This is a genomic window from Aquitalea pelogenes (genome assembly GCF_001515305.1).
GTDB lineage: Bacteria > Pseudomonadota > Gammaproteobacteria > Burkholderiales > Chromobacteriaceae > Aquitalea > Aquitalea pelogenes.
Genome location: NZ_LNQV01000008.1, coordinates 33758 through 46524, shown reverse-complemented (window position 1 = coordinate 46524; position 12767 = coordinate 33758). Strand labels below are relative to the sequence as shown.

At 60.4% G+C, this 12767-nt stretch carries 14 protein-coding genes; 9 read left to right on the top strand and 5 right to left on the bottom strand.

Annotated elements, in window-relative coordinates; genetic code table 11:
* Positions 1-8 precede the first annotated feature (8 nt).
* Together AWT75_RS05000 and AWT75_RS04995 are read left to right on the top strand one after the other, a co-directional pair.
* Positions 9-1949, top strand: coding sequence for a B12-binding domain-containing radical SAM protein (locus tag AWT75_RS05000; protein ID WP_239689472.1), 1941 nt, complete (start codon positions 9-11; stop codon positions 1947-1949).
* 154 nt (positions 1950-2103) lie between these two features.
* Positions 2104-2496, top strand: coding sequence for a phasin family protein (locus AWT75_RS04995; RefSeq protein ID WP_062787882.1), 393 nt, complete (start codon positions 2104-2106; stop codon positions 2494-2496).
* A gap of 84 nt (positions 2497-2580) precedes the next feature.
* On the opposite strand, the gene AWT75_RS21875 is transcribed toward AWT75_RS04995, so the two are convergent.
* From AWT75_RS21875 to AWT75_RS04980, 4 genes are all read right to left on the bottom strand, one after another.
* Positions 2581-2748, bottom strand: coding sequence for a hypothetical protein (locus tag AWT75_RS21875; protein ID WP_156156973.1), 168 nt, complete (start codon positions 2746-2748; stop codon positions 2581-2583).
* A 273-nt stretch (positions 2749-3021) separates the two neighbouring features.
* Entirely contained in the window at positions 3022-4026 is a 1005-nt protein-coding gene (locus AWT75_RS04990) for an extracellular solute-binding protein (RefSeq protein ID WP_204376880.1), read from the bottom strand.
* 146 nt (positions 4027-4172) lie between these two features.
* Positions 4173-5555, bottom strand: coding sequence for an aspartate aminotransferase family protein (locus tag AWT75_RS04985; protein ID WP_062787880.1), 1383 nt, complete (start codon positions 5553-5555; stop codon positions 4173-4175).
* 26 nt (positions 5556-5581) lie between these two features.
* The gene (locus tag AWT75_RS04980; RefSeq protein WP_062787878.1) at positions 5582-7078 is read right to left on the bottom strand and encodes an aldehyde dehydrogenase; all 1497 of its coding nucleotides are present in this window, start codon (positions 7076-7078) and stop codon (positions 5582-5584) included.
* 199 nt (positions 7079-7277) lie between these two features.
* Between AWT75_RS04980 and AWT75_RS04975 the strand changes: the two genes are divergently transcribed.
* The 3 genes from AWT75_RS04975 to AWT75_RS21870 all read left to right on the top strand — a co-directional run bounded on the left by AWT75_RS04975 (position 7278) and on the right by AWT75_RS21870 (position 8984).
* Positions 7278-8093: a helix-turn-helix transcriptional regulator gene (locus AWT75_RS04975; RefSeq protein WP_062787875.1), complete on the top strand. Its 816-nt coding sequence runs from the start codon at positions 7278-7280 to the stop codon at positions 8091-8093.
* 154 nt (positions 8094-8247) lie between these two features.
* Positions 8248-8826: a LexA family protein gene (locus AWT75_RS04970; protein ID WP_045847380.1), complete on the top strand. Its 579-nt coding sequence runs from the start codon at positions 8248-8250 to the stop codon at positions 8824-8826.
* A gap of 8 nt (positions 8827-8834) precedes the next feature.
* Positions 8835-8984, top strand: a complete 150-nt coding sequence (locus AWT75_RS21870; RefSeq protein WP_156156974.1) for a hypothetical protein — start codon at positions 8835-8837, stop codon at positions 8982-8984.
* A 314-nt stretch (positions 8985-9298) separates the two neighbouring features.
* Here AWT75_RS21870 and AWT75_RS04965 read toward each other — a convergent pair whose 3' ends face one another.
* Complete coding sequence (locus AWT75_RS04965) at positions 9299-10246, bottom strand: tRNA dihydrouridine synthase (protein ID WP_062787873.1); 948 nt, start codon at positions 10244-10246, stop codon at positions 9299-9301.
* 60 nt (positions 10247-10306) lie between these two features.
* On the opposite strand from AWT75_RS04965, the gene AWT75_RS04960 reads away from it, so the two are divergent.
* From AWT75_RS04960 to msrA, 4 genes are read left to right on the top strand one after another with little or no spacing between them, the layout of a single operon-like run.
* The gene (locus AWT75_RS04960) at positions 10307-10762 is read left to right on the top strand and encodes a GNAT family N-acetyltransferase (protein WP_045847382.1); all 456 of its coding nucleotides are present in this window, start codon (positions 10307-10309) and stop codon (positions 10760-10762) included.
* Between the two features lie 57 nt (positions 10763-10819).
* A complete protein-coding gene (locus AWT75_RS04955; protein ID WP_045847383.1) occupies positions 10820-11035 on the top strand; it encodes a DUF1653 domain-containing protein in 216 nt (71 codons plus the stop codon).
* Between the two features lie 11 nt (positions 11036-11046).
* A complete protein-coding gene (locus AWT75_RS04950; protein ID WP_062787871.1) occupies positions 11047-11943 on the top strand; it encodes a histone deacetylase family protein in 897 nt (298 codons plus the stop codon).
* A 58-nt stretch (positions 11944-12001) separates the two neighbouring features.
* Entirely contained in the window at positions 12002-12532 is a 531-nt protein-coding gene (gene msrA, locus AWT75_RS04945) for a peptide-methionine (S)-S-oxide reductase MsrA (protein ID WP_062787868.1), read from the top strand.
* Positions 12533-12767: the final 235 nt, after the last annotated feature.

Genomic DNA, 12767 nt, shown 5'->3' with positions numbered 1-12767 from the left:
TGAAAGCCATGCAGTTGAATACCACCCCCATGCAGACGTCCACAGCCAATGCGTCGCCACGCGTGTTGTCGCTCATTCCGCCGATGACGCAGCTGAACACGCCCTATCCGTCCACCGCCTATATCACCGGCTTTCTGCGCTCGCGCCAGGTCACCGCCTTTCAGGAAGACCTGGCCTTGCAGCTGGTATTGCGACTGTTTTCGGCAAGTGGCCTGCAAGCCGTGCGCCAGCAGCTTGACACCATTCCGCCGAAAAAACGCAGTGCACAGCTGCACAGCTTTGTCGGCCAGTTCGAGCGCTACCTGGCCACCATCGGCCCGGTCATTGCCTTTTTGCAAGGGCGTGACTCCACCGTGGCGCACCGCATCTGCGGCCGTAATTTCCTGCCAGAGGGCGAGCGTTTTGCCGCGCTGGAAGTGTATGTGGACCCGGACGACCCCTATGGCGGCGACCCGCTAGCCTGGGCTTTTGGTGCACTGGGTCAGCAGGACCGCGCCCGCCATCTGGCCACGCTCTACCTGAATGACATTGCCGACGTGCTGCGCGAAGCGGTGGATGAGCGTTTTGAATTCGTGCGCTATGCCGAATCGCTGGCCATGAGCCAGCCCACCTTCGACCCGCTGGCACGGGCGCTGGCCGGCAAACCCACGCTGGTGGACGACACCCTGCAACAGCTGGTGGAAGAAGCCATTGCCCGGCATCAGCCGGACATCGTGCTGCTGTCGGTGCCCTTCCCCGGCTCGGTATATGCTGCCTTCCGCATCGCCCAGACCATCAAGGCGCGCTGGCCGGCCATCCGCACCGTGCTGGGCGGCGGCTTCGTCAATACCGAGCTGCGCGAACTCAAAGAAGCACGGGTATTCGATTACTTCGACTTCATCACGCTGGACGATGGCGAAAAACCGCTGCTGGCCCTGCTGGAACACCTGCAAGGCAAGCGTTCGGTATCGCGCCTGGTACGCACCTTCGTGCGCGAAGGCGGCGAGGTCCGCTACATCAACATGATGGAAGCCGACATCCCCTTCGAGGAAGTCGGCACCCCCACCTGGGACGGTCTGCCCATCGACCGCTACCTGTCCTTGCTCGACATGCTGAACCCCATGCACCGGCTGTGGAGCGACGGGCGCTGGAACAAGCTGACCGTGGCACATGGCTGCTACTGGAAAAAATGCAGCTTCTGCGACGTGACACTGGACTACATCTCGCGTTACGAAACCGCCTCCGCCAGCACGCTGGTGGACCGTATCGAGGCCATCATTGCCGAAACCGGCCAGACCGGCTTCCATTTTGTCGACGAGGCCGCACCACCCAAGATGCTGCGCGCGCTGGCCGAAGAACTGCTGCGCCGCAATGTGTCCATTTCCTGGTGGGGCAATATCCGCTTCGAGAAATCCTTCACGCCGGAGCTGTGCCAGTTGCTGGCAGAAAGTGGCTGCATCGCCATTTCCGGCGGGCTGGAAGTGGCCTCGGACCGCCTGCTCAAGCTGATGAAAAAAGGCGTGTCGGTGGAACAGGTGGCGCGGGTGACGCAAAGCTTTACCGAAGCAGGCGTGCTGGTGCATGCCTACCTGATGTACGGCTTCCCCACCCAGACGGTGCAGGACACGGTGGATGCACTGGAATACGTACGCCAGCTGTTTGATACCGGCTGCATCCAGTCCGGCTTCTTCCACCGCTTTGCCTGCACCGTGCATTCGCCGGTAGGCCAGAACCCGGAAGAATACGGCGTCACCCTGCAACCCTTGCCGCCGGTCAGCTTCGCCAAGAACGATGTCGGCTTCATCGACCCTACCGGCACCGATCACGACGCCATGGGCAAGGCGCTCAACAAGGCCTTGTACAACTTCATGCACGGCATCGGGCTGGATCAGGACGTACGCAACTGGTTTAGTGGCCGGGTACCCAAGCCACGCGTGCCACGCAACTTCATTGCCCGCGCCCTGGGGTGAAACAGCATTGACCGTGCTCGTGCCGCCCCCTGTCGGCCACTCCTCTTGGACAGGGAAAATGCTGAACGATTAGCGGGAAGATGACTCCAAGCAGCTGTTGCACGCGCAACAACTGCCCTTCCCCGCTACCGTCCAGTCCCCAAGGAGAAGCACCATGTCATCCAACGACAAGTCTACCCAGCCAAATCAGACTGCCGGCGTGGATATCACGCTGAAATTCCTGCAAGTCTCGATGAACAACGTCGAACAACTGGTCAATTTCCAGATCAGCACCAGCCGCGAGCATCTGGATACTTACGCCAAGTCACTGCACGCGCTGAGCCAGGCCAGCACGCCACAAGAAGCCATCAGCCAGATCAGCGACCTGGCCAAAGCCAATGCCAACCGCGCCATGGAGTGCTCTGGCGAATTTTGCGGCATCCTGTCCAAGGCACAGGAAGACTTGCAAGGCCTGGCTCTGGAACATCTCTCCAGCATGCAAAACTCCTTGCAAGGCATGGCCAGCTACCTGCAACCCCCGGCCAATACTGGCGACAAAAAGAAATAAGCTTTCACCCAAGCAAACAGCCCGCCATCCTGCCGGATGTGCGGGCTGTTTGTGCTTGACTGAGCAAGGCCTGTCAGACTGGCTTCAATCGTCGCCAAAGTCCGCAGCAGCGGCTTGCTCGTCTGCCTGCTTTTGCTCTTCGGCCAGCCGGGCCTGCCACTGCTCTTCGGTCAGGCCATGGCTACCATCACAATAGTCGCGCCGGCCACAGCCACAACGACCGATATCGGCCGGATTTGCCTGTACTCGCATTGCTGTCTCCTGTTCATCCCTTGCCTGCAGCCATCTGCACGGCAGTAACGGGACGGCTGCAGAGACTACCCCGTGCCGCCCGGATATTCAACGGTCACGATTGATTATCCGCCCTGCTTCGCCACTGACACGGATTCTGGCCACACCAGCAACAACATCCCGGATTACAGGATGTGCCACGGTTTCAACGCCCTGTTTTCAGTTGCGTCCACAAGCGGTTCTGCAAGCGCAGGATATCTGTCGGCAAAGGTTGCAACAGGAACAGCGTCTGCATCACCGCGGGCGGCGGGTAGATGCCGGCATCACTGGCAATGGCAGGCTGCACCAGTTTGCGCGCCGGGATATTGGGCGTGGGGTAGAACACCTTGTTGGTGATGCCGGCCGCACATCCGGCTGCAGGATGTGGTTGATCCACTGGTGCGCCGCTGCCGGGTTGGGCGCATCTTTCGGTATGGTCATCATATCCACCGAAAACGGCGCGCCGCTCTTGGGAATGACGTAGGCAATCTGGTAATGCTTGCCGGCATCTGCCGCCCGGCGCCGGGCAATGCCGATATCGCCCGACCAGCCTACCGCCAGACAGACATCGCCATTGGCCAGGTCATTGATATAGCCGGAAGAATTGAACTGGGTGATATAGGGTCGGATTTTCTTCAGGGTTTCAAACGCCGCCTGATAATCGGCCGGATTCTTGCTGTTCGGGTCCTTGTGCAGGTAATGCAGAGTGATGGCAAACACATCGCTGGCCTGATCCAGCATCGATACCCCGCAACTCTTCAGCTTGCCCAGCCGGGCCGGGTCAAACAGCAGGTCCCAGCTATCCAGTGGCGCATCATTGCCCAGCGCCGTCTTCACCTTGTTCAGGTTCAGCCCCAGCCCGTCGGTAAACCAGGCATAGGGCACGCCGTATTTATTGCCAGGGTCGGCACTGGCCACCATTTTCATCAGCTGCGGGTCCAGATTGGCCAGATTGGGCAGCAACGCCTTGTTCAGCGGCTGATAGATGCCAGCGGCGGCCTGACGCGCCATGTAGTTGGAGGTGGGCACCACCACGTCGTAACCGGCGCGGCCGGTAAGCATTTTGGCCTGCAAGGTGTCATCGCTGTCGTAGACATCGTATTTCACCTTGATGCCGGTCTGTTTTTCGAAGCTGGCAATGGTTTGCTCGCCGATATAGTCCGACCAGTTGTAGACATGCAGCTCGGCCGCCTGGGCGGTGAGGCCAAGACAGCAGAGCGTGGCGGAGGCAAGACGGCGCAGGGTGGGTGTGAAGCGCATGATGGTGAAACTCCTGTAGTGCGGACTGGCAACACCCGTCCACCGGCCAGGCTGACCGGTGGCGGGAACGATGGCGCTGTGCTGAAGGAGTGGTCCCGGCAAGGTCTGGCCGCTGAACGGCTCTGTAAGGATGCCGGTGGCGGGGCTTACAATATGCCCAGCTCGCGGGCGGTACGGTCGACTGCCCGCAGGGTTTTGCTCAGCAGCTCGTCAACCTGGCTGCGAGTGATGGCCAGTGCCGGTGCCATGATCATGCGGCCATGGGTGGAGCGGATGATCAGCCCCTCGTCAAAGCCATGGCTACGGCAACGCCAGCCGATATCATCTTCATTGGCAAACAGCTTGCGGCTGGCCTTGTCTTCACACAGCTGCAAGGCCGCCACCATGCCCGTGCCCTGGATGTCGCCCACCAGCGGGTGATCGGCAAACACTTCACGCAGGCAGCGTTGCAGATAGGGGCCGGTATCCTGCTTGACGGCATCCACCATGCCTTCGCCCTGCAACACATCCAGATTGGCCAGCGCCACGGCGGCGGCCACCGGGTGACCGGAATAGGTCAGGCCATGGGCAAACACTCCGCCCTTGTCGATCAGAGCCTGCGCCATGCGCCGCGACAGCACCAGCCCGCCCATGGGGATGTAGCCGGAGGTCAGCCCCTTGGCGATGCTCAGCGTGTCGGGCTGGAAGTCGAAATGCTGATGGGCAAACCATTCGCCGGTACGGCCAAAGCCGCCAATCACCTCGTCGGCACACAGCAGCACATCGTACTGACGGCAAATACGCTGGATTTCCGGCCAGTAGCTTTCCGGCGGAAAAATCATGCCACCGGCACCCTGGAACGGCTCGGCCACAAAAGCCGCCACCTTGTCCGCGCCCAGTTGCAGGATTTTCTGCTCCAGCGCGCGGGCACACTGCAGGCCGAATTCCGCCGGGTTGAGGTTGCCGCCGTGGCGATACCAGTCTGGCTCGTCAATGTGTTCAACCCCCGGAATCGGCAGATTGCCCATTTCGTGCATGAAGGCCATGCCACCCAGCGAGGCGCTGCCCACAGTGGAGCCGTGATAGCCATTGTGGCGGCCGATGAAGATTTTCTTGTCCGGCTGGCCCATCACGTCCCAGAAGCGGCGCACGGTACGAATCAGCACTTCATTGGCTTCGGAGCCGGAGTTGGTATAGATCACATGGCTGTAACTGCCGGGCAGCAGGGAAAACAGCCGCTCGGACAACTCCACCACCGCCGGGTGGGTGGTATGGAAAAACATATTGTAGTAACTCAGTTCCTTGAGCTGCCGGGTGGCGGCATCAATCAGCTCCTGCCGGCCATAGCCGACATTGGTGCACCACAGGCCGGACATGCCGTCCAGATACTGCTTGCCTTCGCTGTCCCACACATACAGCCCTTCGCCACGGGTGATGACGCGCGGCCCCTCCTCGTTCAGGGCTTTCTGGTCCAGAAAGGCATGAATATGGTGAGCGGCATCCATGGCCTGATAGTCGGCGGTACTGCGTTGCTTCTGATTGGTGTGCATTGTGGTCTCCATGCCGGGGCACCGGCTTACAGGCTGATCCAGGTGGTTTTGAGCTGGCTGAACTTGTCCAGCGCATGCAGGGACAGGTCGCGGCCAAAGCCGGACTGCTTGCAGCCGCCAAACGGTACGCCGGGGTCCAGTGCGTCCACGGTGTTGACCGAGACAGTACCGGCGCGCAAGGCACGCGCCACGCGGTGGGCCCGCTGCAGCTGGTCGGTCCATACCGCAGCCGCCAGGCCGTAAATGCTGTCATTGGCCATGGCAATGGCTTCGACCTCGCTGTCAAAACGCAGCACCGACAGCACCGGGCCGAAAATCTCTTCGCGGGCAATACGCATCTGCGGCGTCACTCCGGTAAACAGGGCGGGCTGCAAATAGCAGTCACTGTCACCCAGTCGCAGCCGCTCGCCACCAGCCAGCAAGCGCGCGCCCTGCCGCACGCCGTCCTCGATAAAACCGTGCACCCGGCCGGTATGCCCGGCATCCACCAGCGTGCCCAGCCGCGTGGCCGGGTCCAGCGGATTGCCCGGCTGGTAATGCGCCATTTCGGTCAGCACCTTTTCGACAAAACGGTCGTGGATGCTGCTTTCCACCAGCAGGCGCGAGCTGGCAGAACACACCTGGCCCTGATTGAAGCAGATGCCAAAGGCCGCCTTGCGTGCCGCCGCGTCCAGGTCGGCACAATCGGCAAACACCAGATTCGGGCTTTTGCCACCGCACTCCAGCCACACCATTTTCATGTTGGAAGCGGCGGAATACGCCAGAAAGCGCTTGCCGATTTCGGTGCTGCCGGTAAACGACAGGCAGTCGATGTCCGGATGCAGGCCCAGCGCCTGCCCGGCCTCCTCGCCATAGCCGGGCAGCACGTTCAGCACACCGGCCGGCAGACCGGCCTCGCTGGCCAGCTGCGCCAGACGGATGGCAGACAACGGCGACTGCTCGGCCGGTTTCAGCAGCACGCTATTGCCTGCCGCCAGCGCCGGTGCCACTTTCCAGGCGGCCATGTCCAACGGGAAATTCCACGGAATCACTGCCGCCACCACGCCCACCGGTTCGCGCGTCACCAGCGCCAGCGCATCCGGGCCGCTGGGGGCCACTTCGTCATACAGCTTGTCGCAGGCTTCGGCATACCAGTCGAACAAGGCCGCCGTGGCCGGCACGTCGATATTCAGCGCATCCGAGATGGGCTTGCCCATGTCCAGGCAATCGAGCAAGGCCAGTTCGTCGGCATTGTCGCGCAGCAGTTGCGCCAGTTTTTGCAGCACTGGCTTGCGCTCTCGCGGATGGCACCGCGACCAGTCCCCGGCCTCAAAGCTGCGTCGTGCGGCGCTCACTGCCAGGTCAACATCTGCCTGTGCACAGCGCGCCACCATGGCGATGGTCTGGCCGGTATGCGGACAGATGCTGGCAAACTGGCGGCCATCTACTGCATCTTGCAGCCGGCCATCCATATAGGCCTGTGCAGCAGGCTGCAGCGCGCTGGCGCAAGCCGTCCAGAATGACAGATCTTTCGATGACAACATGCTACTCTCCTGTCGGGTTTAGCCAGTCGCGACTCCACATACGACTGACATGCGATGGCCACAGTCTAGGCAGACTGCCCCACCCCGCCCATCGCCTTGATGGGTGAGGCCACTCACCCCTTGGGGGTAGCGCCGGGGCAGAACAGTTGCGGCATCATGCAAAACCATGGCCAATAGCGAAACAGGAGCAAGAACAGACATGCAGATCGCCGTGAGTGACCTGGCCTTTCATCACCGGCTGGGGAAATTGCTGGAACAACTGGGAGAGCCACGCTTCTGGCCGGTGCTGGCCAGTTTTCTGGGCGAGATTGCCACCTTCGATACCTGGGTAGTGCTGCTGTTCCAGGCTGACCAGCCACCGCTGATCCTGGCGGACCATGCCGCCAACCTCGCAGCGGACGACCTGTTTGCCGACTACCGTGCCGGGCTGTACCGCATTGACCCCTTCTATGCGTTCAGCCAGCAAAATCCGATGCCCGGCCTGTATCGGCTGGACGATGTGGCACCGGATTCCTTCCGTGACACCGAATACTACCGCCAGTATTTCAGCCGCAATGTCGGGGAAGACGAGCTGCAATTCCTGCTGCCCATTGCCGGCCAGGGCGTGCTGTCATTGTCGCTGGCCAGCCGTCAGCGCTTCAGTGCCAGCGAGATTGGCAGCTGCCAGTTATTCAGCCCCTGGCTGCTGACCCTGCTGCGCAAGGCATGGCAATTTGACACCAGCCTGATCGAACAGCAGCGCGACAACCCGGTGGAACGCCAGTCAAGGCTGGAAGATGCCTTGCGCCAGCGCGGCAATCCGCAACTGACCGAGCGTGAGGTGCAGGTCGCCCTGCTGATTCTGGCCGGGCACTCCACCAAGGCCATTGCCCGTGAGCTGGGCATTTCACTGGATACCGCCAAGGTGCACCGGCGCAATCTGTACGCCAAGCTGGGCGTCAGCCAGCAGGCCGGTTTGTTTCTGCTGTTTGCGGCCCCGGATGGCACTTCCAGCGCACCGCGCAAGCAGAAATAGTATTTGTCTTTTATTTTCAATGACTTGATTCATTGAAAAATATCAAGAACAGCAAGAATGCCACACTAAAACCCGGCATTTTCACATTGGCATTGCCAAGTCATTTGAATTTGTACACAATCAATTCAACGCAAGCGAAACAGGAAGAGCCAAGATGGCACAAGGAGGCAAACGAGATGGTGCCGGACGCAAATCGGCATTCGGTGGTGACAAAACCGTAGCCATGCGTGTGCCGGAACCCTTGCGGCCACTGCTGGAAAACTGGCTGGCTGAATATCGCCAGCTGCGTACGGTCAGAACAGCGGACACCCAGGATATCCGCACCCTGTCGGAAACCCTCAGCCAGCTGTCACTGCCCTTGTTCGCCAGCCGGGTACCTGCCGGCTCGCCCGTTGCCGCCGATGACCTGAAAGAAGCCGACATCGACCTGAATGCCCATCTGGTCAGCCACCCTGCCAGTACCTTCATGGTGACGGTGAAAGGCGACTCGATGATCAATGCCGGCATTCACGATGGCGACCTGCTGATTGTCGACCGCGCCCTGCCAGCACGCAGCGGCAAGGTGGTGGTGGCGGTCATCAACGGCGAGCTTACCGTCAAGCGGCTGGAAAAAACGGCAAGCGGCCTGTTCCTGATGCCGGAGAACCCGGCTTACTCGCCAATCGAAGTGCCGGAAGAAGCGGCATTGTTTATCTGGGGTGTGGTGACCAACGTCATTCACCCGGTCTCGTAAAGGAGCGCATGATGCAAATCGATGAAAGCCTGATCAAGATGAAGTTCATGGACTGGCGCCGTCTGCCGCGTGCTTTTCGTGAAGTCCGCGCCGGACAACCGCAGGTGCTGGTATCCCGCACTGGTCGCAGCTACTTTGTCCCGGTGCAGTTCGTCTAGACCGCGCGTCCGGGCAAGTTTCCCCTGTCGCGACAACATCATCAGACCAGCATGCCTGGTCTGATTTCATTTGGTTTACTCCCAGCGACAGCCCCGTTCTCATCGGCCAGATTGGCGTCGTGGGGCTGACCAGATCATCCTGATGGCCATGCAGGCAAAAAAAACCCTCCCGCAAGGGGAGGGATTAACAGGGTATCGGGGAAGTGTAACGACCGGAAGCTGAGGGCAGCCGGTCATACAGCGCCTGGATCCATACCAAGAACCAAGCACGTTTTCATCCTAACGTTTGCACCTGGCATTGGCTATGGGTGAATTTACTTAACAGACATATCCTGCATTACTCTCAGAATATTCTCAGCAGAAGTTTCGCGGCGAATCACTTCGAAAAAGTCACCCGCCTCCGGGTAGGTTTTTTTCAACTGCCCCAGCCACTGCTTGAGCCGTGCTGGCGGATAGCGCGACTCCCCTGCCTCGGTAAAGCACTGCTGGTAGAAATCCAGCAACCATTTCATCAGGGCCTGCCAGGCCATGGGCGTGTCGGATTGGTCGCCCGCAATGCGCAGTGCCAGGTCGGGCGCGGCAATCAGCCCCCGGCCAATCATTACCCGCTCACAGCCGCTTTGCGCCCGGATGGCATGGTAATCCGCCACGGTCCATACCTCGCCATTGGCAATAACCGGCACCGTGACATGCTCCCGGATACGGGCAATCCAGTCCCAGTGGGCTGGCGGCTTATACCCTTCCACCTTGGTACGCGCATGTACCACCAGCTCGGCTGCCCCGGCACTTGCCAAGGCAGCAGCGCAGTCCAGTGCCAGGCTCTTGTCCTCATAGCCCAGCCGCATCTTGGCGGTTACCGGTATCTCGGCCGGAACAGCCGCCCTCACCTGCCTGACAATGGCGTGCAGCAGTTCCGGCTCGGTCAGCAGTACCGCCCCGCCACGATGACGATTGACCGTGGGTGCCGGGCAGCCAAAGTTCAGGTCCACCCCCGGCGCACCCAGGCTGGCCACCTTGGCGGCATTTTCCGCCAGACAGACCGGGTCCGAGCCCAACAACTGCACCCGCACTGTTGTTCCGGCGCGGGTTTTGCCACCGTTCAGCAATTCCGGTGCCAGCCGGTGAAAAGTACGGGTGGGCAACAGCACATTGGTGACCCGGACAAATTCGGTTACACACAAGTCGATACCGCCCAGACGGGTCAGTACATCCCGCATGATGGGGTCAACCAGACCCTCCATCGGGGCCAGCATCAGATTCATGACTTAACCTGCTGAAAAAAGGGCGCTATTGTAACGGAATCACTGCCCGGGAGCGAATGCATGACCTTGAAGATCAGCCTTGTCACCCCACACCAGCTTGAACACTGCCTGCCGCTGTTTCAGGCTTATCTGGCTTTTTATCATGTACAGCAAAGCGATGCGGACTGCCTGCAGTTTCTCGAAGCCCGCATACGCCAGCACGAGGCCTGCCTGTGGCTGGCGGAGGACGCCGGCGTGGCCGTCGGCTTTGCGCTGATGTATCCCGGTTTCAATTCACTGACGCTCAAACCCAACTGGCTGCTGCACGATCTGTATGTCGCACCGGACTACCGCGGCAGCGGTGTCAGCAAGCAGCTGCTGCAAACCTGTCAGGCCCATGTCATCAGCCTGGGTGGTGGCGACATCATGCTGCAAACCGCCCACGACAACACCCGGGCACAGCGACTGTACGAGCGTAACGGCTTTGTGCTGGATACCGAATTCCGGGTGTATTACTGGGATGGCAAGAATACTTGACCGCACTGCCCGGCAGCGCCATGCTGGCGGCCCAGCAGAAACCGACAAGGAACACAGATGGACATTCCACGCGGCATTTATCGTCATTACCGGGGCAATCTTTACGAAGTGCTCGGGCTGGGTCTGCATTCTGAAACGCATGAACCCATGGTGGCCTATCGCGCGCTCTATGGCGATTATCAACTGTGGACACGCCCTGCCGGCATGTTCCTGGAAACCGTCATCCACGAAGGCGAGAGCCTGCCACGCTTCTCACCCGTCAAACTGTTCTAGCCACACAGTCCATGCGCATTTACCGTACCGACCAGTTTGCCCTGCCGCTGCCGGAAGGCCACCGTTTCCCGGCTGAAAAATACCAGCTGCTGGCCACCGCAGTGGCGCAATTTGCCGCCCCCCTGATGGAGGAAGCCCCGGCGGCCAGCGCATGGGAACTGCAACAGGTACATGCAGCAGACTATGTCGCCCAGGTGCTGGATGGCAGCCTGCCGCCACGCGCCTGGCGTGAAATCGGCCTGCCATGGTCGCCGCAACTGGTGGAGCGCTCGCGTCGCTCGGTCGGTGCCACTGTGGCCGCCGCCCGCACCGCCTTGCTGCATGGTTGCGGGGTGAATCTGGCCGGGGGCACCCATCATGCCTATCACGACAAGGGCAGCGGCTTTTGTGTATTCAATGATGTAGCCGTGGCCTCGCGCCTGCTGCTGCAAGAAGGCCTGGTGCGCCGCATTCTGGTCATTGATCTGGATGTCCATCAGGGTAATGGCACGGCCGCCATTTTCCGCGATGAACCACGCGTGTTCACCTTCTCCATGCATGGCGAAAAGAACTTTCCCTTCCGCAAGGAAGCCAGCTCGCTGGACATCGACCTGCCCGACCAGACCGACGACGCCAGCTACCTTTCCCGGCTGCAACGGCATTTGCCCGCGCTATTGCAACAACAGCCCGATATCGTGTTTTACCTGGCCGGTGCCGACCCTTATGCAGGTGACCGGCTGGGCAAGCTGGCACTGAGCAAGGCGGGTTTGCTGCAACGCGACCAGCTGGTCATGCAGCAAGTGCGGGACAGCGGTGCCGCACTGGTCATCACCATGGCTGGGGGCTATGCCAACCCGATCAGCGACACGGTGGAAATCCAGACCAAAACCGTCGCTGCCGCGTACCAGCTATTTGGCTCAGGCGTGTAAGATTCACCCGCCAGCCCCGACGAAACAGCGTACCTACCCCCATAAAATGGAGAGCGCAATGAACAAAGCCACCCTGGCCGGCGGATGCTTCTGGTGTACCGAGAGTATTTTTCTCGCCCTCAACGGGGTAAGCCAGGTGCAATCCGGTTATATCGGCGGGCAGACGCCCAACCCTGACTATCGCAGCGTCTGCAGCGGCCACACCGGCCATGCCGAAGCAGTACAGATCCGTTTTGACCCGGCCATCATCAGTTATCGTCAGCTGTTGCAGGTATTTTTTGCCACCCACGACCCCACCACCCTGAACCGACAGGGACATGATGTGGGCAGCCAGTACCGCTCCGCCATCTTTTATCATGATGCAGAGCAGCTGGAGACGGCCAGGGCCGTGATGGCCGACCTGGAACAACAAGGCATTTTTGCCGCACCCATCGTCACCAAGCTGGAGCCGGCCAGCCAGTTTTATCCGGCCGAGGACTACCATCAGCAATACTTTGCCCGTAACGCCGAGCAACCATACTGCCAGGCTGTCATTCAGCCCAAGCAGCTGAAGCTGCGCCGCCAGTTTGCCGACTGGCTGAAACCATGACGATACTGACCCGGCGACATCAAACCGCCGATAAAGTATCACCATGACAGCAGTCCGTGCAGCCAGCCAGCCATTATGCTGATAACATTCGCGCTGGCTGGCGCTGCTTGCGGCATTGCAACAAGCAAGCAATACCGGCAGCACATGCCGGCAAAAGGCAGACCGGACAAGGCGGTCACGGGTATCATGGAGCGCATTGACTTCGGGAGCTGCCCTTACCCGGTCGCCATGCCCC

Coding starts and splice junctions, on each gene's coding strand:
- AWT75_RS04970 (WP_045847380.1), top strand. CDS start 8,248: ATGGCACAAGGAGGCAAACGAGATGGTGCCGGACGCAAATCGGCATTC.
- AWT75_RS04995 (WP_062787882.1), top strand. CDS start 2,104: ATGTCATCCAACGACAAGTCTACCCAGCCAAATCAGACTGCCGGCGTG.
- AWT75_RS04960 (WP_045847382.1), top strand. CDS start 10,307: ATGACCTTGAAGATCAGCCTTGTCACCCCACACCAGCTTGAACACTGC.
- msrA (WP_062787868.1), top strand. CDS start 12,002: ATGAACAAAGCCACCCTGGCCGGCGGATGCTTCTGGTGTACCGAGAGT.
- AWT75_RS04965 (WP_062787873.1), bottom strand. CDS start 10,246: ATGAATCTGATGCTGGCCCCGATGGAGGGTCTGGTTGACCCCATCATG.
- AWT75_RS04980 (WP_062787878.1), bottom strand. CDS start 7,078: ATGTTGTCATCGAAAGATCTGTCATTCTGGACGGCTTGCGCCAGCGCG.
- AWT75_RS21875 (WP_156156973.1), bottom strand. CDS start 2,748: ATGCGAGTACAGGCAAATCCGGCCGATATCGGTCGTTGTGGCTGTGGC.
- AWT75_RS04950 (WP_062787871.1), top strand. CDS start 11,047: ATGCGCATTTACCGTACCGACCAGTTTGCCCTGCCGCTGCCGGAAGGC.
- AWT75_RS04985 (WP_062787880.1), bottom strand. CDS start 5,555: ATGCACACCAATCAGAAGCAACGCAGTACCGCCGACTATCAGGCCATG.
- AWT75_RS04990 (WP_204376880.1), bottom strand. CDS start 4,026: ATGCGCTTCACACCCACCCTGCGCCGTCTTGCCTCCGCCACGCTCTGC.
- AWT75_RS04975 (WP_062787875.1), top strand. CDS start 7,278: ATGCAGATCGCCGTGAGTGACCTGGCCTTTCATCACCGGCTGGGGAAA.
- AWT75_RS21870 (WP_156156974.1), top strand. CDS start 8,835: ATGATGCAAATCGATGAAAGCCTGATCAAGATGAAGTTCATGGACTGG.
- AWT75_RS04955 (WP_045847383.1), top strand. CDS start 10,820: ATGGACATTCCACGCGGCATTTATCGTCATTACCGGGGCAATCTTTAC.
- AWT75_RS05000 (WP_239689472.1), top strand. CDS start 9: ATGCAGTTGAATACCACCCCCATGCAGACGTCCACAGCCAATGCGTCG.